This is a genomic window from Arthrobacter melezitosi (assembly GCF_054511055.1).
This window is the reverse complement of the sequence record NZ_JBTNDJ010000006.1, coordinates 23,315-45,078: the sequence shown is the minus strand read 5'-3', so window position 1 is coordinate 45,078 and position 21,764 is coordinate 23,315. Positions and strand designations below refer to the sequence as shown.

19 protein-coding genes and 1 riboswitch are annotated in these 21,764 nt (G+C 72.0%); of the genes, 4 read left to right on the top strand and 15 right to left on the bottom strand.

The window, feature by feature from the left end; translation table 11 throughout:
* Positions 1 to 5: 5 nt before the first annotated feature.
* A riboswitch (SAM riboswitch) is annotated at positions 6 to 120 on the bottom strand.
* Positions 121 to 226: 106 nt separating this feature from the next.
* Complete coding sequence (locus tag ACX80W_RS08640) at positions 227 to 868, top strand: VOC family protein (RefSeq protein WP_459282321.1); 642 nt, start codon at positions 227 to 229, stop codon at positions 866 to 868.
* Between the two features lie 32 nt (positions 869 to 900).
* Complete coding sequence (locus ACX80W_RS08635) at positions 901 to 1,662, top strand: glycosyltransferase family 2 protein (RefSeq protein WP_459282319.1); 762 nt, start codon at positions 901 to 903, stop codon at positions 1,660 to 1,662.
* 394 nt (positions 1,663 to 2,056) lie between these two features.
* Here the strand turns inward: ACX80W_RS08635 and ACX80W_RS08630 are convergent, their stop codons facing one another.
* The 6 genes from ACX80W_RS08630 to ACX80W_RS08605 form a co-directional block, all read right to left on the bottom strand.
* Complete coding sequence (locus ACX80W_RS08630; RefSeq protein WP_459282318.1) at positions 2,057 to 2,839, bottom strand: CPBP family intramembrane glutamic endopeptidase; 783 nt, start codon at positions 2,837 to 2,839, stop codon at positions 2,057 to 2,059.
* Positions 2,840 to 2,880: 41 nt separating this feature from the next.
* Complete coding sequence (locus tag ACX80W_RS08625) at positions 2,881 to 4,131, bottom strand: amidohydrolase family protein (RefSeq protein WP_459282316.1); 1,251 nt, start codon at positions 4,129 to 4,131, stop codon at positions 2,881 to 2,883.
* Positions 4,128 to 5,624, bottom strand: a complete 1,497-nt coding sequence (locus ACX80W_RS08620; protein ID WP_459282315.1) for a formimidoylglutamate deiminase — start codon at positions 5,622 to 5,624, stop codon at positions 4,128 to 4,130. The genes ACX80W_RS08625 and ACX80W_RS08620 overlap by 4 nt, the downstream gene beginning before the upstream one ends.
* Positions 5,621 to 6,829 (bottom strand): allantoate amidohydrolase, encoded by a 1,209-nt coding sequence (locus ACX80W_RS08615; RefSeq protein WP_459282313.1) that lies wholly within the window; start codon positions 6,827 to 6,829, stop codon positions 5,621 to 5,623. Before ACX80W_RS08615 ends, ACX80W_RS08620 begins: the two co-directional genes overlap by 4 nt.
* Before the next feature lie 138 nt (positions 6,830 to 6,967).
* Positions 6,968 to 8,665 carry a urocanate hydratase gene (gene hutU / locus ACX80W_RS08610; RefSeq protein ID WP_459282311.1) on the bottom strand — a complete coding sequence of 566 codons (1,698 nt, stop codon included), beginning with the start codon at positions 8,663 to 8,665 and terminating at the stop codon, positions 6,968 to 6,970.
* Positions 8,662 to 9,330, bottom strand: a complete 669-nt coding sequence (locus ACX80W_RS08605; protein WP_459282309.1) for an IclR family transcriptional regulator — start codon at positions 9,328 to 9,330, stop codon at positions 8,662 to 8,664. The genes hutU and ACX80W_RS08605 overlap by 4 nt, the downstream gene beginning before the upstream one ends.
* Positions 9,331 to 9,445: 115 nt before the next feature.
* Between ACX80W_RS08605 and hutH the strand changes: the two genes are divergently transcribed.
* The gene (gene hutH, locus ACX80W_RS08600) at positions 9,446 to 11,080 is read left to right on the top strand and encodes a histidine ammonia-lyase (RefSeq protein ID WP_459282307.1); all 1,635 of its coding nucleotides are present in this window, start codon (positions 9,446 to 9,448) and stop codon (positions 11,078 to 11,080) included.
* Between the two features lie 81 nt (positions 11,081 to 11,161).
* On the top strand, positions 11,162 to 11,992 hold the full coding sequence (locus tag ACX80W_RS08595) for a siderophore-interacting protein (RefSeq protein WP_459282305.1): 831 nt from the start codon (positions 11,162 to 11,164) through the stop codon (positions 11,990 to 11,992).
* A 25-nt stretch (positions 11,993 to 12,017) separates the two neighbouring features.
* Here the strand turns inward: ACX80W_RS08595 and ACX80W_RS08590 are convergent, their stop codons facing one another.
* The 9 genes from ACX80W_RS08590 to ACX80W_RS08550 all read right to left on the bottom strand — a co-directional run bounded on the left by ACX80W_RS08590 (position 12,018) and on the right by ACX80W_RS08550 (position 21,738).
* A complete protein-coding gene (locus ACX80W_RS08590) occupies positions 12,018 to 13,223 on the bottom strand; it encodes a cation:proton antiporter (protein WP_459282303.1) in 1,206 nt (401 codons plus the stop codon).
* A 3-nt stretch (positions 13,224 to 13,226) separates the two neighbouring features.
* A complete protein-coding gene (locus ACX80W_RS08585; protein WP_120166782.1) occupies positions 13,227 to 13,709 on the bottom strand; it encodes a cation:proton antiporter regulatory subunit in 483 nt (160 codons plus the stop codon).
* 197 nt (positions 13,710 to 13,906) lie between these two features.
* Positions 13,907 to 15,025 (bottom strand): NAD(P)/FAD-dependent oxidoreductase, encoded by a 1,119-nt coding sequence (locus ACX80W_RS08580; RefSeq protein WP_459282301.1) that lies wholly within the window; start codon positions 15,023 to 15,025, stop codon positions 13,907 to 13,909.
* Between the two features lie 92 nt (positions 15,026 to 15,117).
* Positions 15,118 to 16,317 (bottom strand): glycine C-acetyltransferase, encoded by a 1,200-nt coding sequence (gene kbl / locus ACX80W_RS08575; RefSeq protein WP_459282299.1) that lies wholly within the window; start codon positions 16,315 to 16,317, stop codon positions 15,118 to 15,120.
* A gap of 140 nt (positions 16,318 to 16,457) precedes the next feature.
* A complete protein-coding gene (tdh, locus tag ACX80W_RS08570; RefSeq protein WP_459282297.1) occupies positions 16,458 to 17,501 on the bottom strand; it encodes an L-threonine 3-dehydrogenase, zinc-binding type in 1,044 nt (347 codons plus the stop codon).
* A gap of 278 nt (positions 17,502 to 17,779) precedes the next feature.
* Entirely contained in the window at positions 17,780 to 19,294 is a 1,515-nt protein-coding gene (gatB, locus tag ACX80W_RS08565; protein ID WP_459282295.1) for an Asp-tRNA(Asn)/Glu-tRNA(Gln) amidotransferase subunit GatB, read from the bottom strand.
* Entirely contained in the window at positions 19,294 to 20,799 is a 1,506-nt protein-coding gene (gene gatA, locus ACX80W_RS08560; RefSeq protein WP_459282293.1) for an Asp-tRNA(Asn)/Glu-tRNA(Gln) amidotransferase subunit GatA, read from the bottom strand. Before gatA ends, gatB begins: the two co-directional genes overlap by 1 nt.
* A 4-nt stretch (positions 20,800 to 20,803) precedes the next feature.
* On the bottom strand, positions 20,804 to 21,100 hold the full coding sequence (gene gatC, locus ACX80W_RS08555; protein WP_120166793.1) for an Asp-tRNA(Asn)/Glu-tRNA(Gln) amidotransferase subunit GatC: 297 nt from the start codon (positions 21,098 to 21,100) through the stop codon (positions 20,804 to 20,806).
* Between the two features lie 104 nt (positions 21,101 to 21,204).
* Positions 21,205 to 21,738 carry a GNAT family N-acetyltransferase gene (locus ACX80W_RS08550; RefSeq protein ID WP_459282290.1) on the bottom strand — a complete coding sequence of 178 codons (534 nt, stop codon included), beginning with the start codon at positions 21,736 to 21,738 and terminating at the stop codon, positions 21,205 to 21,207.
* Positions 21,739 to 21,764: the final 26 nt, after the last annotated feature.

Here is a 21,764-nt window from a genome sequence, read left to right as displayed (position 1 = left end):
GCGGGGACCCGCGCTTGCGCAACGCCGACCGGCGCTCCGCCAGGTCTTCACCCGGGGCACCCCGCCGCGGTGGAGGGTTGCCGGCCAGCAAGCCGGGGCTGTGTGCTGGCACTCATGACCTTTTCCCATAAAAGCCGAAAGGTGCGCCCGTGGGCAATTTGTGACTCCGCGTTAAGTAAGGAGACCCTAAGTCGAGACGCGGATCACAAAGTGCCACTATGTAGCCATGCGCTTGGACCATGTATCTTATGCCTGCGAACCCGACGGACTGGCTGCCACCGCGGACCGGATTTCGTCCTCCCTGGGCGTCGAAGCCGTCAAGGGTGGAGTCCACCCCCGCTTCGGGACCCGGAACATGATCGTGCCGCTGGCCAACGGCCAGTACGTCGAGGTGGTCGAGGTGCTCGACCACCCCGCCTCCATCAAGGCCCCCTTCGGCCAGGCCGTCCGTGCGCGCTCCGAAGCCGGCGGCGGCTGGATGGGCTGGGTCGTGGCGGTCAACGACCTCACACCCTTCGAAGAGCGGCTCGGGCGCCAGTCGGTCCCCGGCAACCGGAAGTTCCCCGACGGCCAGGAGCTCACCTGGCAGCAGATCGGCATCAAGGGCCTGATCGCCGACCCGCAGGTGCCCTACCTGCTGCGGTGGGACGACGGGACCGAGGCGCTCCACCCCTCCAACGCCCGCCCGTCGACGGTGCGGCTTGACTCCCTGACCATCGCCGGGTCGCGTGCGCGGGTCACCGAATGGCTCGGCATGCCCGTTGAGGCGCCGCTGGGGGATGTCTCCGTGAAGTGGACCGCCCCCAACGGAACGCCCGGGCTCATGTCGGTCACCTTCGACACCGCCAACGGCAAGGTCGAGATCTAGCCCGCCCCGCGAAGGACAGCCGGGGGAAACCAGTGGATGCGGGACTCGCTGTGGTGGTCCCGGTGTTCAACGAGCCGTCCATCGGCCGGACCCTCGAGGGCCTCTACCGCCAGCACCACCGTGCCGGCGTGCACACCTACGTGGTGGACAACGGATCGACCGACGGCACCCGGGCCCGGATCGCCGAATTCCTTGCCGGCCGCGGCGATTTTCCCCTGACGGTGCTGACCGAGCCCGCCAAGGGCACGGGGGCGGCCTGCGACACCGGGTTCCGCCGCGCCATCGAGGACGGCTTCCCGCTGATCGCCCGAACCGACGGTGACAGCGTTCCCCGGCCGGACTGGACCGGCCGGATCCTCGGGAACTTCGGTGCCCGGCCCGGCCTGGCGCTGCTGGGCGGAACGAGCGTCCCGCTCGATGACGCCTACCGCCGGGCCGGGGACCGGCTGTTCATCCCCACGGCCTTCTTCGTGCTGCGTGCGTCGCTGGCCGCGGGCCACCTCGACAGAAACTACCTGAGGCTCGTCGTCGGCCACAACCTTGCCACCCGCGCCGCCGCCTATGAGCGGGTCGGGGGCTTCCCCCGCACCTCGATCACCGAACGGGACGAGGACATCGAGTACACGCTGCGGGTGGCCAGGGGGCTGGGCCGGGGGGCGGTCCACATCGACCCGGACCTGGTGGTGGCGACGTCGATGCGCCGGATCCGCGCTTACGGCGCCGCGGGGGCGGCCCTGCACCATCTGCTGCCCGGCCTCCGGGGCAGGCTCGGCCGGGACGCCGACGTCCGCTGAGGACCCGGCGACGCCGGGGCGGCGTCCGCGCTTCGTGCGGATGCCCCCGGCGGGCGGTGCGCCCGGCCCGCGGACAGTGCGCCCCTCCCCCTGCCGCATGTCAAGACAACCGGGGCTGGGAAGTATCCGCCCCGATTGATGCCGGAACTGGTTTAGTAGGACGTGGCGCCGAAGTTGTCAAGAAGCGAGCAGTCTGCGGGGTCGGGAGTGGTTGCAGGGCGGAGCCCTGCAACCGTTCTCCGTTAAGGCAGGACCCTGCACGACGGGTCGGCCAGGAGTCCGCGGTGCTGAAGGCGCCGCCCGGGCGCCGGCCGCCTGTCAGCGGCCGCCGGCGCCGCCCGGGCGCCGGCCGCCTGTCAGCGGCCGCCGGCGCCGCCCGGGCGCCGGCCGCCTGTCAGCGGCCGATGCCGATCGCCGGGCCCAGCAGGGCGAAGCCAACAAAGCCGGCGATATCCAGGGCGGCATGGGCGATGACCAGCGGCATCACCCGCCGGGTCCGCAGGTAGGCGTAGCCGAAGACCAGGCCCAGGATCACGTTGCCGATGAACGGCCCGATGCCCTGGTAGAGGTGGTAGCTGCCGCGCAGCACCGCACTGGTCACCAGGACCGCCGGAACGGACCAGCCCAGCCGGCGCAGCCGCTCGAACAGGTACCCCACCACGAGCACCTCCTCGAGCACCGCGTGGCGCAGCGCCGACAGCACGAGCACCGGTACCGTCCACCAGTAGTCGTCGAGGGCCGCCGGGACGATCGCCGTCGTGATGCCAAGGGCCCGCCCGGCCGCGTAGACCCCGAGGGTGCCCACCCCCATGGCGGCCGCCAGCCCGAGCCCCAGCCCGAAGTCCAGGGCGGGGCGCTCGAAGGTGAAGCCGATGCGGCGGAAGGCCGAGGCGCCGCCGGCGCTGAGCAGGAACAGGGCGAGGGCAACCGGGACGAGGGCGAAGAAGATGCCGAGCAGCTGGTAGGCGAGGTCGAAGTACTGCCGGTCGTTGAGCACGGGGTTCAGGGTGGTGGTCTGGCCGGCGAGCGGACCGGAGGTCGCCTTGTCCAGCAGCCGGACGGCCGCGTACACACCGGCCTGCCCGAGGGACAGTCCCATCACGATCAGGACTTCCGCGGTGATCCGCCGCCGTTCCCGCTGGGCCGGCGGGGAGACGCTGGGTGAAAGTGAGCGCATGGGGTTATCTTTCCAGCGCCCGCCCGGGATTCCCAGCGGACCTAGCCGAGCCTTCCTCCGGCGCGCCACACGGCGCCGGTCAGCGGGATTCCGGGGCGGTAAGCGAGGTGCGTGGCCGAGGGGGCGTTGAGCAGCTGCAGGTCGGCCCGGTGCCCGACGGCGAGGGAGCCAACCGCGCGGAGGCCGTCGGCGTCGGTCCCCGCGGCGCGGTCGAGGGACAGGGCGCCGCCGTAGGTCGCGGCCCGGACCGCTTCCTGGACGCTCAGGCCCATCTGCAGCACCGCGGTGGTGACGCAGAACGCCATGGAGGTCGTGTAGGAGGTTCCGGGGTTGCAGTTGCTCGCGAGGGCGAGCTGCACCCCGGCGTCGAGCAGGCGGCGGGCCGGCGGAAAGGGCTGCCGGGTGGAGAGGTCGCACGCGGGCAGGCAGGTGGCCACCGTGCCCGGGGCCGACGCCGGCGGGGCGGCCCCGCCGGACGCCCCGGGCTCCACGGCGCCGGTGGGGTCCCAGCCGGACCAGGAGGAGGCGAGCGCGTCGATGTCGGCGTCGCTGAGGTGGTTGACGTGGTCCACGCTGGCGGCGCCGAACTCGACGGCCAGCGCCGTCCCCTCCCCCGGGCCGAGCTGGTTGCCGTGCACCCGCAGCCCGAGCCCGGCATCCCGGCAGGCGCCCAGTACGGCGCGGCTCTGGTCGGGGGTGAACGCGCCCCGCTCGCAGAAGACATCGGCCCAGCGGACGTAGGGGCGGACGGCGTCGAGCATCGGCCCGCAGACCAGCGCCGTGTACTCGTCGGCGTCGATGCCAGCCGGCACGAGGTGGGCACCGAGGTAGGTCACCTCGTCCACGACGCCGGCGGCGATCCGGGCGCTGCGCGCCTCGTGTTCGACGTCGAGCCCGTAGCCGGTCTTGGTTTCGAGGTAGGTGGTGCCTCCGGCGGCGGCCTCGGCGGCCCGGCCCAGGAGCAGCCGCGTCAGCTCGTAGTCCCCGGCCGCCCGGGTGGCGCCGGTGGTGACCGCGATGCCGCCGGCCTGGTATTCAGCCCCCGCCATCCGGGCCTCGAACTCGGCGGTGCGGTCGCCGGCGAAGACGAGGTGGGTGTGGCTGTCGACCCAGCCGGGCAGGCCCGCCCGGCCCTCGGCGTCGTGCACGGTGTCGGCCGCCGGGGCGTGGGCCGCCGGCCCGATCCAGCTGATCCGCTCCCCCTCGAAGACGACAGCGGCGTCCGTGAGGACCCGCTGGTCCGCATCGCAGGTCGAGAGTTCACCGATATTGGTGATGAGGGTCGAGCTCACTGGATTCCTCCTGCGTTGATGCTGCGGTCGGTGCTGTGGTCGGCGCCGGTGCGGCCGCCGTCCATCCGCTCCAGCACGGCGGTCAGGAGGGCCGCCGGGTCCCCCAGGCGCAGGTGCCGCCCGCGGCGGGCGGCGGGAACCCCGCCGATGACGACGTCGGTGACGTCCTGCGCGGTGGCCGAATACACGAGCTGCTCCGGGTCGCTGCCCAGGGTGCGCACCGAGCCGGGGTCCACCGCCACGAGGTCGCAGACCTCGCCGGGCGCCAGGCCGGCCGGTGGGCGGGCCTGGGAGACGAGCCCGCCCCGGGTCCCGGCGGCGAGCAGCTGGGCGGGGGTGAACTCCGGACGGCGCCCGGAGGCGAGGCGTTCGCCGTGCTCGAGCGCCCGCATCTCGAGCCAGGGGTCGATCACGGCGTGCTGGTCGGTGCCCAGCGCGATCCGGGCCCCGGCGCGCTGCAGCGCCCGGGCGGGGCCGATGCCGTCGGCGAGGTCGGCCTCGGTGGTGGGGCACATGACCACCGTCGCTCCGGCGCCGCCGAGCAGGTCGATGTCCGCGGCGGTGAGGTGGGTGGCGTGCACCGCCGACAGGCGGCAACCCAGCAGGCCGGTGGAGGAGAGCAGGCCGGTCGGGGTCAGCCCGGTCGCCGCGAGGCAGGCCTCGTTCTCGGCGGGCTGTTCGGAGAGGTGGATGTGGACCGGGACCTCCGGCGGCAGGGCGGCGGCGATCTCAGCGAGCGCCTCCGGGGGGACGGCGCGCACCGAATGGACGGCCGCGCCGACGGTCACCGCGGAGGCCGGGAAGCGTTCGGCCACCGCCTCCCGCAGCGAGGCGAAACGCCGCAGCCAGTCCCCGGCGGATGAGTCGGCGAACCGGGCCTGGTCCGGTCCGGGGGGAAGCCCGAAGCCACCGCTGAGGTAACAGGTGTCGAGAAGGGTCAGCCGGATGCCCGCGCGGACGGCCGCGCGGGCCAGGGCCAGCTCCATGGCGTGCGGGCCGTCGGCTCCGACGGCGGGGCTGCCCGTCCCGGTGCCCGTGCCAGGACCGTTGCCAGTGCCGTAGGGGGTTCCGTCGGGGCGGTGGTGGACGTAGTGGAACTCGGCGACGCTGCTCCAGCCCGCCGTGACCATCTCCGCGAAGACGGCGGTGGCCAGCTCCTCGTACAGCTCCGGCGTCAGCTGCCGCGCCGCGGCGTACATCGATTCGCGCCAGGTCCAGAAACTTCCGGGAGCGCCCCCGTGGGTGCGCCCGCGCAGCACCCGGTGGAAGGCATGGGAGTGGGCGTTCGCGGCGGCCGGGAAGACCACCCCGGCAAGCACCGTGTCACCGTCCCGTGCCGGCACCCCGGTCTCGAGGGAGGCCACCGTCCCGTCGGCGGCGGGCACCACCCGGACCCGTTCCACGACGCCGCGGCCCCCGAGCCAGGCCGCCGCGCACCAGAGCGGTCCGGGGGCGGGCTGGTCCGCGGACGCGGGGGCCCGAAGGCCGGTCACAGCAGGTCCTCGAGCACGTCGGCGAGCGCGGCGGCGCCGGCCTCGGCGTCGTCGCGCTCGACGTGTTCCTCCGGGGAGTGGCTGATCCCGGTGGGATTGCGGACGTAGAGCATGGCCGAGGGCACGACGCCGGCGAGCACCGCGGCATCGTGGCCGGCGCCGGTGGGCAGGGACGGCACCCCGCCGAGGGAGTTCGCGAGGCCCCGCTGCAGGGCGCCGTCGAAGGCGACGGTGCCGCTGAAGGATTCCTCGGTGAGGGTGACCGTGCAGCCCTCGAAGGCCGCCGCCTTCTGCGCCTTGCCGTGGATGGCCTCCACCAGGGCGGCGGTGACGGCGTCGTCGGGGTGGCGCACGTCGAGCCAGAGGTCGACGCGGGAGGCAATCACATTGGTGCCTCCGGGCACCGGCGTGAGGCGGCCCACGGTGGCGCGGGCGCCGTCCGTGCGGCGTGCCGCCTCCCGCACCGCCAGCACGATCTGGGCGGCAGCGACCATCGGGTCGGCCCGGTCGGCCATCAGGGTGGTGCCGGCGTGGTTGCCCTGGCCGCGCACCGAGATCCGCCACCGGCCGTGGCCGAGGACGAAGGAGCCGACGGCGACGGCGGCGTCCTGGTCGACCAGGCCGCGGCCCTGCTCGACGTGGAGTTCGATGAAGTCCCCGATGTTCGCCAGCGCCTCCTCGTCGCGGCCCATCCGGGCCGGGTCGAGGCCGGCGGCCCGGGAGGCCTCGGCGAAGGTGGTGCCGTCGGCGTCGGTGAGGCTGCGGGCCCGGTCCGCGTCGAGGGTGCCGGTGAGCAGGCGCGAACCAAGGCAGGCCACCCCGAACCGCGAGCCCTCCTCCTCCGGGAAGACGGCGACGGCGAGGGCGCGGTTGGGCTTGACGCCGCGACCGCGCAGGAGATCCACGGCGGCCAGCGCCGAGGCGACCCCGAGGGGCCCGTCGAAGGCGCCGCCGCCGGGCACCGAGTCGAGGTGGCTGCCGGTGACCAGTGATCCCTTCCGGACCGCACCGGGAACGTCCCACCAGGCCCAGAGGATGCCGTTTCCGTCGGTCTCCACCGCCAGGTCCCGGCGCCGGGCCTCGGCGGTGAACCACTCGCGCAGTTCGCTCTCCGCGCTTGAGTACACGGGACGGGAGTACCCGCCGCGGCGGGCGTCGCGGCCGACGCCGTCGATCGAGTCGAGCAGGGTTGAGACGGATTCCATGGAGCCTCCGGGGCGGGGCGGGGTCGAGGGGGCGGGGTGGAGGGGGTGTGGAGGGGCCGGGGTCGAGGGCGGCAGGGCGCGGCGGACCCCGCCGGAAGGTCGGCAGCGGGGAGCCTGACTGGCGGGCTGCCCGCCGCGTTAGTCCTGCATCGGGATCCGCACGCCGCGCTCGGCGGCGACCTCGACCGCCCGGGGGTAGCCGGCGTCGACGTGGCGGATCACGCCCATGCCCGGGTCGTTGGTCAGCAGCCGCTCGAGCTTCTGGGCCGCGAGGTCGGTGCCGTCGGCCACCGAGACCTGCCCGGCGTGGATGGAGCGGCCGATGCCGACCCCGCCGCCGTGGTGGATCGAAACCCAGGTGGCGCCGGAGGAGGTGTTGAGCAGGGCGTTGAGCAGCGGCCAGTCGGCGACGGCGTCCGAGCCGTCGGCCATGGCTTCGGTCTCCCGGTAGGGCGAGGCGACCGAGCCCGAGTCGAGGTGGTCCCGGCCGATGACGATCGGCGCCGACACCTTCCCCTCTGCGACGAGGCGGTTGAAGAGCAGCCCGGCCTTGGCGCGGTCGCCGTAGCCGAGCCAGCAGATGCGCGCCGGCAGGCCCTCGAACTCGACGTGCTTGGCGGCGGCGTCGAGCCAGCGGTGAAGGTGCGTGTTGTCCGGGAAGAGCTCCTTCAGGGCCGCGTCGGTGACCGCGATGTCGGCCGGGTCGCCGGAGAGGGCGACCCAGCGGAACGGCCCGAGGCCCTCGCAGAACAGGGGGCGGATGTAGGCGGGGACGAAGCCGGGGAAATCGAACGCGCGGGCGTAGCCGCCGGTGCGGGCCTCGTCGCGGATCGAGTTGCCGTAGTCGAAGACCTCGGCGCCGGCGTCCAGGAACCCGACCATCGCCTCGACGTGGCGGGCCATCGAGGCCTGCGCCTTCTTGGTGAAGCCCACCGGATCGGCGTCGGCCTCCCGGGCCCAGTCCGCGAGGGCTACCCCTTCGGGTAGGTAGCTCAGCGGGTCGTGGGCGGAGGTCTGGTCGGTGACGATGTCGATGGCTGTGCCGCGCCGGAGCAGCTCCGGGAAGACCTCGGCGGCGTTGCCTACCACCCCGACGGACAGCGCGCGCTTCTCTTCCTTGGCGGCGAGGACCTGTGCGACGGCGTCGTCCAGCGAGTCCGCGACGGTGTCGAGGTAGCGCTTGGCGACGCGGCGGCGCAGGCGCGATTCATCGACGTCGACGATCAGCACCGCTCCCCCGTTGAGGGTGACGGCCAGCGGCTGGGCCCCGCCCATGCCGCCGCACCCGGCGGTGAGGGTGAGGGTCCCGGCGAGGGTTCCGCCGAAGCGCTTGGCGGCGATGGCGGCGAAGGTCTCGAAGGTGCCCTGCAGGATGCCCTGGGTGCCGATGTAGATCCAGGAGCCGGCGGTCATCTGCCCGTACATCATGAGCCCTTCGGCCTCGAGCCGGCGGAACTCCGGCCAGGTGGCCCAGTCGCCGACGAGGTTGGAGTTCGCCAGCAGCACCCGCGGGGCCCAGGGGTTGGTGTGGAAGATGCCCACGGGCTTGCCCGACTGCACCAGCAGGGTTTCGTCGTCCTCGAGGTCCTCCAGGGAGGCCACGATGGCGTCGTAGGCCTCCCAGCTGCGGGCCGCGCGCCCCGTGCCGCCGTAGACGACGAGGTCCTCGGGGCGTTCGGCCACCTCCGGGTCCAGGTTGTTCATGAGCATGCGCAGCGGCGCCTCGGTCTGCCAGCTCTTGGCCGTGCGTGCCGTGCCGCGGGCGGCGCGGATCTCGCGGGAGGGGTCGGAGGTGGTGGCGCGGGGAGTCGGGGCAGTGGCCTCGGGTGTGCTCATGCTGTTTCTCCTTCGGTTGTTCGGGCGGTGCCGGGGAGGATGGCCGCGGCCTCGCGGGCCACCTGCTTCCCGATTCCGGCGGCTTCGTCTTCGCTGATGCGGTAGCTGGGGACGACGACGCTGAGCGCGGCGGCGATCCGGCCGCCGGCGTGCACCGGGGCGGCGATGGCGGTGACGTCGGCCTCGACGCCGTCACGCACCACGACGAACCCGGCCGGCGGCGTCGCTCCGGAGAGCACTGCGCCAACGGCGGTCCCCTTGAGGGGAATGCTGCGGCCGACCCAGCTCGCGTGCCGGACCGAGTGGGTGCCCTCCCGGACGGCGAGGTAGATGCCGTGTGCGTCGTGGGAGGGCACGCTGAGGTAGGCCGACTCACCGGTGAGGCGGACCAGCCGGTCGAGGGAACCCTCGGCGAGGGAGACCAGCGACTCGGAGCTCAGGGCCTGGGCGCCGAGCTGTACGACCCGCAGGCCCGGTCGGTAGCCTCCGGCGTCGTCCCGGCGGACGAATCCCGTCGACTCGAGGGTCCGCAGCAGGCGCAGGGCGGTGGAGGCGGAGAGTCCCGCGTCCCGGGCGGCCTCCGCCAGGGTGAGAGTGCCCCGTTCGCAGACGGCGCCCAGGAGCTGCAGCGCCCGCTCGACGGTCCGGGTCGAAGTATCGGCCACCGGTATCCCCTTGCGTCCAGGTCGGATGTGTATTTCACTTATTGAAACTCCATTTTCACTCAATGGCAATACTCAGGAGCAATCCCTTGAGTGCCACGCAAAGCGAGGCCACCGAATGACTGCAGAGCACTCCGCCACCGGCACCCTTCCCGCAGGCACCGCCTCCACCGGCGCTGCTCCGACGGGCACCGTCCTCCTCGGCACCGGCCCGCTGGCGCCGTCGGAGGTCGTCTCCATCGCCCGGCACGGCGCACCGGTGGCCCTCACCTCCGGGGCGCTGGAGGCCATGGCCGCCTCCCGGCAGGTCGTGGAGCAGCTCGCCGGGGACACCACCCCGCACTACGGGGTCTCAACGGGGTTCGGTGCCCTTGCCACGAAGCACATCCCCCCGGCCCAGCGCACGCAGCTGCAGCGCAGCCTCATCCGCAGCCACGCCGCCTCCTCCGGCGCGGAGGTCGACCGGGAGGTGGTGCGCGGGCTGATGCTCGGGCGCCTCTCCACGATGGCCACCGGGCGCACCGGCGTCCGGCCCGTCGTCGCCGAGACCTATGCGGCGATGCTCAACGCGGGCATCACCCCGGTGATCGGCGAGTACGGCTCCCTCGGCTGCTCGGGGGACCTCGCCCCGCTTTCCCACGTGGCGCTGGCCCTGATGGGCGAGGGATCGGTGCGCACCCGCGGGGGGGTCCTCACCACCGCCGCCGAGGCCCTCGCCGCTGCCGGCATCGCGCCGGTCGAACTGCGGGAGAAGGAGGGCCTGGCCCTGATCAACGGCACCGACGGCATGCTGGGCATGCTGGTGCTCGCCTCGGCCGACCTGCACCGGCTGCTGAAGACGGCCGACCTCGCCGCCGCCATGAGCGTTGAGGGCCTGCTGTGCACCGACGCCGTCTTCGCCGCCGACCTGCACGACCTGCGCCCGCACCCCGGCCAGCGCGACTCCGCCGCGAACATCCGAGCCCTCCTTGCGGACTCGGCACTGATCGCCGGGGAACTGACCGCCGAAACCGGACGCCACCGCTTCACCCGGGTCCAGGACGCCTACTCGCTGCGGTGCGCCCCGCAGGTCCACGGCGCCGCACGGGCCACCCTCGCCCACGGCGAGTACGTGGCCGGCATCGAGCTCGGGTCGGCCATCGACAACCCCGTGATCACGCCGGACGGCAGGATCGAGTCCAACGGCAACTTCCATGGCGCACCGGTCGGCTACGTCCTCGACTTCCTCGCCATCGCCGTCGCCGACGTCGCCTCGATGAGCGAACGCCGCACCGACCGGTTCCTCGACAAGGCCCGCAACCACGGCCTGAATGCGTTCCTCGCCGACGACCCCGGCGTCGACTCGGGCCACATGATCGCCCAGTACACCCAGGCCGGCATCGTCTCGGAACTCAAGCGGCTCGCCAACCCGGCGTCGGTCGACTCCATCCCCTCCTCGGCCATGCAGGAGGACCATGTTTCCATGGGCTGGTCCGCCGGACTGAAGCTGCGCCGCTCCCTCGACGGGCTCACCCGGGTCCTGGCCATCGAAATCCTCACCGCGGCCCGCGCCCTCGACCTGCGCGACGGCGGCCTCGCCACGGCACGCAGCTCCGCGGCCATCACCGCCGCGCGCCAGGTGCTGCGCCGGGACATCGAAGGCCCGGGCACCGACCGCTACCTTGCGCCGGAGATCGAGGCGGCACGCGTGCTCGTCGACAACGGATCGCTGATCGCCGCCGTCGAGGAAACGATCGGGGCCGCACTGGCGTAGACCCGGGAACGGCGGCGGGCTGCGGGCGGCGGGTTTGTTAGGGTTGGCTTACCAATCCCTCCCGGAAGCGAGCCGTACCCCATGAGCGCACCCGCCATTCGAAAGCCCCGCCCCCAGGTGGTGCTCAGCGTCCTTGAGACGATCCGGCTCGGCCCGCATCTGGTCCGCGTCATCGCCGGCGGCGAGGCCTTTCCCAAGCTCCTCGAGAACGATCACACCGACCGGTACGTCAAGCTGCTCTTCGCACGCCCGGAGCTTGGGCTCGTTCCCCCCTACGACCTCGAGGCGCTCGCTGGGCAGCTTCCGCCCGGGGACCTGCCCGTCAAGCGGACCTACACCGTGCGGTGGATGGACCGGGAGCGGCAACTGCTCGCCATCGACTTCGTCGTCCACGGCGACGAGGGAATCGCCGGACCGTGGGCGGCCCGCGCCCGGCCCGGGGACCCGCTGGTGCTGATGGGCCCCTCGGGGGCGTGGACGCCGAAGCCAGACGCCGACTGGTACCTCTTCGCCGGCGACGAGGCGGCCCTTCCCGCCATCGCCGCGGGCCTCGAGGCGCTCCCGGAGACCGCCACCGGCATCGCGTGGCTCGAGGTGGACGACGAGGCGGACATCCTCCCGCTCCAGGCCCCGGCCGGCGTCGACCTGCGCTGGCTGTTCCGGCGCGGCCGGCCGGCCGGGACGACGTCGCTGCTCGCCGACGCGGTCGCCGACGCCCGGTGGCCCGAGGGCCGGGTCGAGGCGTTCGTCCACGGTGAGCGCGGGGCCATGAAGGCGCTGCGCGATGTCCTGTTCACCCAGCGCGGCCTCGAGCGCGCCCAGGTCTCCCTCTCGGGCTACTGGGCCTACGGCCGGGCCGAGGACCGGTTCCAGGCCGAGAAGCGGGAACCGATCGGCAGAATCTTCGACTGAGGGCGGGCCCGCCGGGCGCGAGGGGTCAGCGGCCGGCCGGGATCCCATCGGCACGGCCGGTTTTCGGATCCGTGCGGCGCATCAGCCGGTCCATCACCGGCTCGGCCAGCCGGGCCAGGACCGGCCCGAGGATCGCCATGATCAGCACGTAGGTCGTTGCCAGCGCGGCGATCTCCGGAACCACCGCGCCGGAGGCCACGGCCAGCCCGGCGATCACGATGGAGAACTCGCCGCGGGCCACCAGCGCCGTCCCCGCCCGTGCCCGGCCCCGGGGCTTGATGCCGCGGCGGGCCGCGGCCCACCAGCCGGTGGCGATCTTCGTCGCGGCCGTGACAACCGCCAGCACGACGGCCCACCCCAGGACGGGCGGGATCGATGACGGATCGGTGTTCAGGCCGAAGACCACGAAGAAGATCGCGGCGAAGAGGTCGCGCAGGGGCTCAAGCACGCGTGAGGCGTTTTCGGCCGTCGCCCCCGAAATGGCGATGCCCAGCAGGAAGGCGCCCACGGCGGCCGACACCTGCAGGGTCGAGGCGAGGCCGGCTACGAGCAGTGCGGCCCCGATGAGGGTCAGCAGGAAGACCTCGCGGTCTTTGCTGTCGACGATCGCCGAAACCACGTTGCCCCAGCGCAGGGCGACGACCAGGACGAGGGTCACCACCACCAGGGAGATCCCCACGGCCTGGAGCCCGCCGGCAAAGCTGAGTCCGGCGAGCACCGCGGTGAGCACCGGCAGGTAGATCGCCATGGCGAGGTCCTCGAACACGAGGATCGCCAGGACCGTCGGGGTTTCCCTGTTGCCGAGGCGGCCGAGGTCGGAGATCACCTTCGCCGCGATGCCCGAGGAGGAAATATAGGTCACCCCGCCCATCACCAGGGCGCCGACCGGGCCCCAGCCAAGCAGGAGCGCGACTGCGGCCCCGGGGACGGCGTTCAGGACAATATCGAGGACGCCGGCCATCCAGGACTGCCGCATCCCGGTGACGAGTTCCTTCGCCGAGTACTCAAGGCCCAGCATCAGCAGCAGAAGCACCACCCCGATTTCGCTGGCCACCTCACTGAAGCGTTCGAGGCCCTCGAGGGCAAGGAACCCGCCCTGGCCGAAGAAGAGTCCCCCGACCAGGTACAGCGGGATCGGCGACAGTCCGAAGCGTGCGGCCAGGCGGCCGAGGGCGCCAAGGCACAGCAGGACAGCGCCGAGTTCAATCAGCGTTATTGCGGTTGTGTGCACCGATCAGCCGTGCCGGAGAATTTTCGCGGCGGTGTCCAAGCCTTCGGAGGTGCCGACAACGACCAGGAGGTCGCCGGCGGCGAGGACGAAATCCGGAGTCGGCGAGGCCTGGACCTCACCGGAACTGAGCACCGCCACCACCGACGCGCCGGACCGCGAGCGCATGCGCGTCTCGCCGAGGGATCGCCCGTCGAAGGGCGAGCCGCGCTCCACCAGGAACTGGCGGGTGGTGACCCCGGGCAGGTCGCGGTGTTCCTCGGTCAGCCGGGCCACGAGCTGCCGTGCGCCCAGCAGGTTCCCGATTGTCGCGGCCTCATCGGGGGTCAGGGGGATCGAGGCGACGCAGGCGTCGGGGTCGTTGGCCGCCGAGATAATGAGGTCAAGGCTCCCCTCGCGGTGCGCGACAATGCCGATCCGGCGGCCTGACGAGGTTTCGATATCCCTGCGGACCCCGATCCCGGGCAGTGGGACTTCATCAACGTTCATTCGACAATCCTATGCCTGTGCCGCGGTGCCGCCGCCCGGCCCGGAACCCCGATGGCGAGGTCGGCAGCCAGCGCCGCAACGATGGCTGTGGTCCCGCCGCTTGAAGACATGATTCGATCCCGTTCCCTCGAATGCTGAGGCCCGTGCCGGCCCACGGTACCAACGGCCGGACCGCCGGTACGTCTTGGGGCATTACTTTACGGAACTTTCCGCCGGTCGGGGGGCCCATCGGGGCTGAGGCGGGCGGGCGCGAGTTCGAGCCCGGCCGGCGCGTCCTCCGGCTCCCGCCCTGTCAGCTGCGCCGCGGCGAGCTCGGCGATGGCCGAGGATGTCTGGAAGCCGTAGCCGCCCTGGCCCGCCAGCCAGAAGAAGCCGTCGGCGTCCGGGTCGAACCCGACCACGGGAACGCCATCGGCCGGGGAGGTCCGCAGCCCGGTCCACGAGCGGAGGACGCCGGCGATGCCGAGGGCCGTGAACCGGTTGAGCCGCCGGATCAGCGCCTCGACCTCCTCCGGGTCGGGGCGGGCATCCTCGGCGGCGCTGGGGACGCTCTCACACGGTGAGATCAGCACGCCGGCGTCGTCCCGGCGGAAGTAGAAGGAGTCATCGGCCGAGGCGACCATCGGCGTGCCCGGCAGCGGCTGCGAGGCCACCCGGACGATCGCCGCGGTGCGCCGGTAGGGCACCAGGCCGCGGGGCTGCGCCCCGCACAGCTCCGCGAGCCCGTCGGCCCAGGCGCCCGCGGCGTTGACCACGACGCCGGCGCTGATGTCCTGCTCCCCCACCCGGACCCGCCACCCCCCTCCGGTCCGGCCGGCCGCCGTGACCCGGGCTCCGGTGAGGATGCCCGCCCCGGCCGAGACGGCGGCAGACCGGTGGTATTCAAGCAGGGCGTCGGTGTCCGTCCCCACGCAGCTGGTGTCGACCGCCGCAGCCTCGAAGGTTTCCGGCAGCAGCTGCGGACACAGCCGCAGGGCCTCGGCGGACGGTATCCGGTGCATCGATCCCCCGGCCCGGGCGGCGACGTCGGTCTCGCTGCCGATCAGCAGGTAGCTCCGCGGCGCGGTGAGCGCGAGGCCGGTCCGCGCCTGGACACCGTCGAGGAGCCCCAGCGTGCGGGCGGTGAGCCGGCGCACCACCGGTGGACCATAGCTGGGGTTCAACTGCCGGGCCGACCTCGACGAGGTGTGGTAGCCGAGCGTCGGTTCCGCCTCCGCCAGCACCACCGTGGGGCCGCCCGTGGTGGCCAGTTCCGACGCCAGCGACAGGCCCGCGATGCCGCCGCCGACAATGAGGACATCGCAGGTAAGGCTCATGGCGCCATCCTAGGCACATCCCGCCGGCGTCCGGGGGCATTCTTCGCCGGCCCGGGCGGGCCCCGACGGTGGGGACCGCCCGGCGGCGGCCGCTAGCCGGCCGCGGCCTCGGAGCGGGCGGCGACGAACGCCCGGACGCAGGCCTCGATGTCCTCGCTGCTGTGCGCCGCGGAAAGCTGCACGCGGATCCGTGCCGCACCCTTGGGCACCACCGGGTAGCTGAAGGCCGTGACGAAGACCCCGTGGGCCAGCATGGCGTCGGCGGTCTTCGCCGCCAGCACGGCGTCGCCGAACATGACCGGAACGATGGCGTGCTCGCCCTCGAGCAGTTCGAAGCCCTCCTCCGTCATGCGGCGGCGGAAGTGGGCGGCGTTGCCGGCGAGGGTGGCGCGCAGTTCGGCGCTGTTCTGGACCAGGTCGAGGGCGGTCAGGGTCGCGGCGACGATGGAGGGCGCCAGCGAGTTGGAGAACAGGTAGGGCCGGGCGCGCTGGCGGAGCACCTCGACGATCTCCCGGCGGGCCGCGACATAACCGCCCGACGCCCCGCCCAGGGCCTTGCCGAAGGTCCCGGTGTAGATGTCGACCCGGTGCCCGACGCCTGCGTGTTCCGGGGTGCCGGCACCGGTGGGGCCCATGAAGCCGACGGCGTGGGAGTCATCGACCATGACCATCGCGTCGTACTTCTCGGCGAGGTCGCAGATGGCCTCCAGCGGTGCGAGGTAGCCGTCCATGGAGAAGATGCCGTCGGTGACGATGAGGCGGCGCCGCGCCGAGGAGGTTTCCTGGAGCTTCGCCTCGAGGTCGGCCATGTCCCGGTTGGCGTACCGGAACCGCTGGGCCTTGCTCAGCCGGATGCCGTCGATGATCGAGGCGTGGTTCAGCGCGTCGGAGATGACGGCGTCCTCGGCCGAGAGCAGGGATTCGAACACTCCCCCGTTGGCGTCGAAGCAGGAGGAGAAGAGGATGGTGTCGTCGGTGCCCAGGAACTGCGACACCCGCCGTTCGAGCTCGAGGTGGAGGTCCTGGGTGCCGCAGATGAAGCGCACCGAGGCCATGCCGAACCCGCGCTCGTCCAGCGCGGTCTTGGCGGCCTCGATGATCCGGGGGTGGTCCGCAAGGCCCAGGTAGTTGTTGGCGCAGAAGTTGAGGACATCGGCGGATCCACCGGTGCGCAGCCCGGCCCGGATGTGGCTGGACTGGGGCGAGGAGATGGTGCGCTCCTGCTTGAACAGCCCCGCGCTGCGGATCTCCTCAAGCTCGCCGGTGAGCTGGTCGCGGATGGAGGTGTACATGTCGCTGCTCCTTGGAGGATGGGACGGCCGGGGACTGGTTGGAATGTCTAGGTTGGGATGGCTGGGTTTGGACGGCTGGCCGGGGTCCGGGCCCGTGGGAGCGCCGCTGCGCCCGCCGGGTCCTGGGCGCCGGCCGGGTTCTAGACGGCGGTCCAGTCGAGGACCACCTTGCCGCTTGCGCCGCGGCGGGCGGTGTCGAACCCTGCCTGCCACTCCGAGGCAGGCAGGGTGTCCGTGACGACGCTGGCGACGGCGTCGCGCAGGGCCGGGTTGGACTGCAGCATGGCGCTCATCGCGTACCAGGTCTCGAACATCTCGCGCCCGTAGATTCCCTTGAGGGTGAGCATGTGGGTGACGACCTTGCCCCAGTCGATGGAGATCGGCGACGACGGAAGCCCGAGCATGGCGATGCGCCCGCCGTGGGTCATGTTGTCGATCATTTCGGGCAGGGCCGAGGGGTGGCCCGACATCTCCATGCCGACATCGAAGCCTTCCTTCATCCCGAGTTCGCCCTGTGCCTCAGCGATGCGCATACGGCCGACGTCGATGGCGATGTCCGCTCCGACCGAGCGGGCAAGCTCCAGCCGGGGTTCGGCGATGTCGGTGATGGCGATCTTCCGCGCGCCGGCGTGGCGGGCCACGGCGACGGCCATCAGTCCGATCGGCCCGGCACCGGTGATGAGGACGTCCTCCCCGACCAGCGGAAAGCTCAGGGCGGTGTGGACGGCATTGCCGAAGGGGTCGAAGACGGCGCCGAGCTCGGGGGTGATTTCGTCGTGGTGCACCCAGACGTTGGTTTCGGGAAGGACCACGTATTCGGCGAATGCGCCGTCGCGCTGGACGCCGACGCTTGAGGTGCGGATGCACATCTGGCGCCGTCCGGCCCGGCAGTTGCGGCAGATGCCGCACACGATGTGGCCCTCGCCCGAGACCCGGTCGCCGATCTTCACGTCGCGCACGCCGCCGCCGAGTTCGACCACCTCACCGTAGAACTCGTGCCCGGGGATGAGGGGGGCGTTGATCATCCCCTGCGCCCAGGGGTCCCAGGACTCGATGTGGAGGTCGGTTCCGCAGATCCCGGTGGTCAGGACCCGGATCTTCACTTCTCCGAGGCCCGCCGTCGGCTCCGGGCGGTCGACCAGTTCGAAACCGGGATGTGCCCCGGACTTATAAAGCGCCTTCACTCCATGTTCCTTCCGCACCCGCCATGCCGGCCCGGCTGGATCTGCCGGCGGGGAGGTGGTGCAACTCGGGTGGCTGTTGTGACAGCCACCGCAAGATTATCAGTGGTCCTTGTCAACGGCCGTCCGCTCCCCGGGGCGGGCCAGCGGGTGCCCGCTACCTCCGGCTGCCGCTGCTCGAGGCACCGACTCTCCTACCCACTGACCAGCACCGGGAGACAAAACTGCCCACCGACAGGGTGCTGTCGGTGGGCAGTTCGGAACGGCTGAAGGGCGGAGCGTCAGCCCTCGACGCCGAGGCGCTGCAGGATCAGCTCGCGCACGCGGCCGGCGTCGGCCTGTCCGCGGGTCGCCTTCATGACGCCGCCCACGATCGCTCCAACGGCCTGGACCTTGCCGCCGCGGATCTTGTCGGCGACGTCCGGCTGGGCCGCCAGGGCCCCGTCGATCGCCTCAAGCAGCGGCCCGTCGTCGGAGACGACCTCAAGTCCGCGTGCCTCGACGACCTCGGCGGGGGTGCCCTCGCCGGCGAGGACGCCGTCGAGCACCTCGCGGGAGAGCTTGTCGTTGATCCTGCCCGACTCGATCAGGGCGTTCAGCTCGACGATCAGCTCGGGCGTGACGCCCAGTTCGGCGGGTTCGACGTCGGCGAGCTTGGCGCGGCGGGAGATCTCGCCCATCCACCACTTGCGCGCGACGGCGGGGGTGACGCCGGCGGCGACCGTGTCCTCGATCGAGGACATCACGCCGGCGTTGACGACGTCGCGGAACTCGGCGTCGGAGTAGCCCCAGTCGGCCTGGAGGCGCTTGCGGCGCTCGGCGGGTGGTTCGGGCAGCTCGGAGCGCAGCTTCTCGATCCAGGCGTCGTTCGTGACGACCGGGACGAGGTCGGGCTCCGGGAAGTAGCGGTAGTCGTCGGCGTCGGACTTGGGCCGGCCGGCGGTCGTGGAGCGGGTGTCCTCGTGCCAGTGGCGGGTCTCCTGCACGATGGCGGCCCCGGAGTCCAGGACGGCGGCGTGGCGCTGGATCTCGTAGGTCACGGCGTGCTCGACCGAACGCAGGGAGTTCACGTTCTTGGTCTCCGTGCGGGTCCCGAGGGTGGTGCTGCCCTTGGGCATCAGGGAGACGTTCGCGTCGCAGCGGACATTGCCGCGCTCCATCCGGGCGTCGGAGACCCCGAGGTTCTTGACGATCTCCCGGATGGCCGCCACGTAGGCCTTTGCCAGCTCCGGTGCGCGCCGGCCCGCGCCCAGGATGGGCTTGGTGACGATCTCCACCAGCGGCACGCCCGCCCGGTTGTAGTCGACGAGGGAGAACTCGGCGCCCTGGATGCGGCCGGTGGCCCCGCCCATGTGGGTCAGCTTCCCGGCGTCCTCCTCCATGTGGGCCCGCTCGATCTCCACGGTGAACACGGTGCCGTCGGCCAGTTCGATGTCGATGGCGCCGTCGTAGGCGATCGGCTCGTCGTACTGGGAGGTCTGGAAGTTCTTCGGGGTGTCGGGGTAGAAGTAGTTCTTCCGGGCGAAGTGGCTGCGCTCGGCGATCTTGCAGCCCAGGGCCAGCCCGATCTTGATCGAGGACTCAACGGCGACCCGGTTGACCACCGGAAGCACCCCGGGCAGGCCGAGGTCCACCGGGGTGATGTTGGTGTTCGGGGTGTCCCCGAAGCCGTTGGGGGCCGAGGAGAACATCTTGGTCCGGGTGTTCAGCTCGACGTGCACCTCGAAGCCGAGCGCCGGGTCGTACTTTTCCATGGCCTCGTCGAAGGACAGGACCTCGTCGTGTACAGCAGTCATTACTTCACTCCCGCAATCTCGGGGGCCTGGGCCAGCAGCGGTCCGCCCCACTTGTCTTCAAGCAGTGATTCGAGCACGGCGCCGACCCGGTAGAGCCGGGCGTCCTGGCGCGCAGGGGCCAGCAGCTGGATGCCGACCGGCAGGTTGTCCTCGTCGGCGAGCCCGTTGGGCAGGGACAGCCCCGGGATGCCCGCCATGTTCGCGGGGATGGTGGCGACGTCGTTGAGGTACATCGCCAGCGGGTCGTCGAGCTTCTCGCCCAGGCGGAACGCTGTGGTGGGCGCCGTCGGGGAGATCAGGACGTCGGCCTGGGTGAAAGCGGCGTCGAAGTCGCGCTGGATCAGGGTGCGCACCTTCTGGGCCGAGCCGTAGTAGGCGTCGTAGTAGCCGGCACTCAGGGCGTAGGTGCCCAGGATGATGCGGCGCTTGACCTCGTCGCCGAAGCCGGCGGCGCGGGTGGCTCCCATGACGCGCTCGATCGTCGGGGCGCCCTCGGGCACCACGCGAAGGCCGAAGCGCACGCCGTCGTACTTGGCGAGGTTGCTCGAAGCCTCCGAGGGCATGATCAGGTAGTAGGCGCCCAGGGCGTACTTGAAGTTCGGGCAGGAGACCTCGACGATCTCGGCGCCGGCGCCGCGGAGCAGCTCAAGGGATTCCGCGAAGCGGTTCAGGACGCCGGTCTGGTAGCCCTCGCCCTGGAGTTCCTTGATGACGCCGACGCGCAGGCCCTTCACCTCGCCGCGGCGGGCGGCCTCGACGAGGGCGCCGACGGGGTCGGTGAGGGAGGTGGAGTCGTGCGGATCGTGGCCGCCGATGACCTCGTGGAGCAGCGCGGAGTCGAGCACGGTGCGCGAGACAGGGCCGATCTGGTCCAGCGAGGACGCCATGGCAATCGCGCCGTAGCGCGAGACGCCGCCGTAGGTCGGCTTGACCCCGACGGTGCCGGTGACGGCGCCGGGCTGGCGGATCGAGCCGCCGGTGTCGGTACCCAGGGCCAGCGGCGCCTCGAAGGCGGCGACGGCGGCGGCGGAGCCTCCACCGGAGCCGCCCGGGATGCGGTCGAGGTCCCAGGGGTTGCGGGTGGGCCCGTACGCGGAGTGCTCGGTGGAGGATCCCATGGCGAACTCGTCGAGGTTGGTCTTGCCCAGGATCGGCATCCGCGCCTCGCGCAGCCGGCGGATCACCGTGGCGTCGTAGGGGCTGTGCCAGCCCTCGAGGATCTTCGAACCGGCGGTGGTGGGCTGGCCCTTGGTGACGATGAGGTCCTTCACCGCGATCGGCACGCCGGCCAGCGGGTGCAGGGTGTCGCCGTCGGCGCGCGCCTTGTCGACCTCGGCGGCCACGAGCAGCGCCTCCTCGGTGTTGACATGGAGGAACGCGTTGATCGAGCCGTCCACGGCGGCGATCCGGTCGAGGTGGGCCTGCGTGGCGTCGACGGCGGAGACCTCGCGCGACTGCAGCTTCTGGGCGAGCGCGGCGGCGCTCAGGCGGAAGATTTCACTCATTGGGTTACTCCCCGTCCAGGATCGCAGGGACCCTAAAGCGGCCGTCGGCGTTGTCGGGGGCGCCGGCGAGGGCCTCCTCGTTGCTGAGCGTCTCCCCCACGACGTCGTCGCGGTAGACGTTGCTCAGCGGAATCGGGTGGCTGGTGGCGGGGACGTCGTCGCCGGCCACCTCGCTGACGCTCTTGATCGAATCCACGATGACGGCCAGCTCGCCGGCCATGCGGTCGAGTTCCTCGGAACTCATGTCGATGTGCGCCAGCCGCGCCAGATGCGCGACGTCCTCACGGTTAATCTCAGCCATGGATCTCCCCTGGAAGTGGATGGGTGTCTGCCTCTAGTCTACGGGCGGACAGGGCCCGGGCGGGCACCGCGGAACCCTCCCGGCAGCCCCTCGGAACACCGGCCCTAGAGCTCCAGGCGGAAGACCCAGAGCAGGATGTCCTCGTTGGGCACGAGCCAGTCGCGCTCGGGGACTCGGTGGAAGCCCATGGACTCGTAGAGCCGGTGCGCGCGCACCATGTTGGATCCGCTGGTGAGGCTGACGGCGTTGATGCCGGGCAGGGTCCGCGCGTGGGCGAGAATCGCCTCGACCATGGCGCGGCCGATGCCGCCGCGCTGCACGGCGGGGTCGACGGCGAGCATGCGGAACTCGAGCTCCCCGGCGATGGCGATGTCGGTGTACCGCTGGCCCTCGAACGTCAGCGCCACCGACCCGACCACCGTGCCGCCGCGCTCGGCGACCCAGATCTCGGCGTGCTCGGCACGGTGCGCGACGTCCGAGAGTACCGCCATGTAGGGGTGGTCCTCGTCGGCGAAGTAGCCGGCCTCGAGGTAGGCCGTGCGTGTGATGCGTGCGACGTCGTCGTAGTCCTGCGGCCGGACCGGGCGGATCGTGAGGGCGTCGGCGGGGAGGCGGTCGGAATTGCGTGCGGTTTCCACTGTGTCCTTTGGTGGGGATAAAAGGA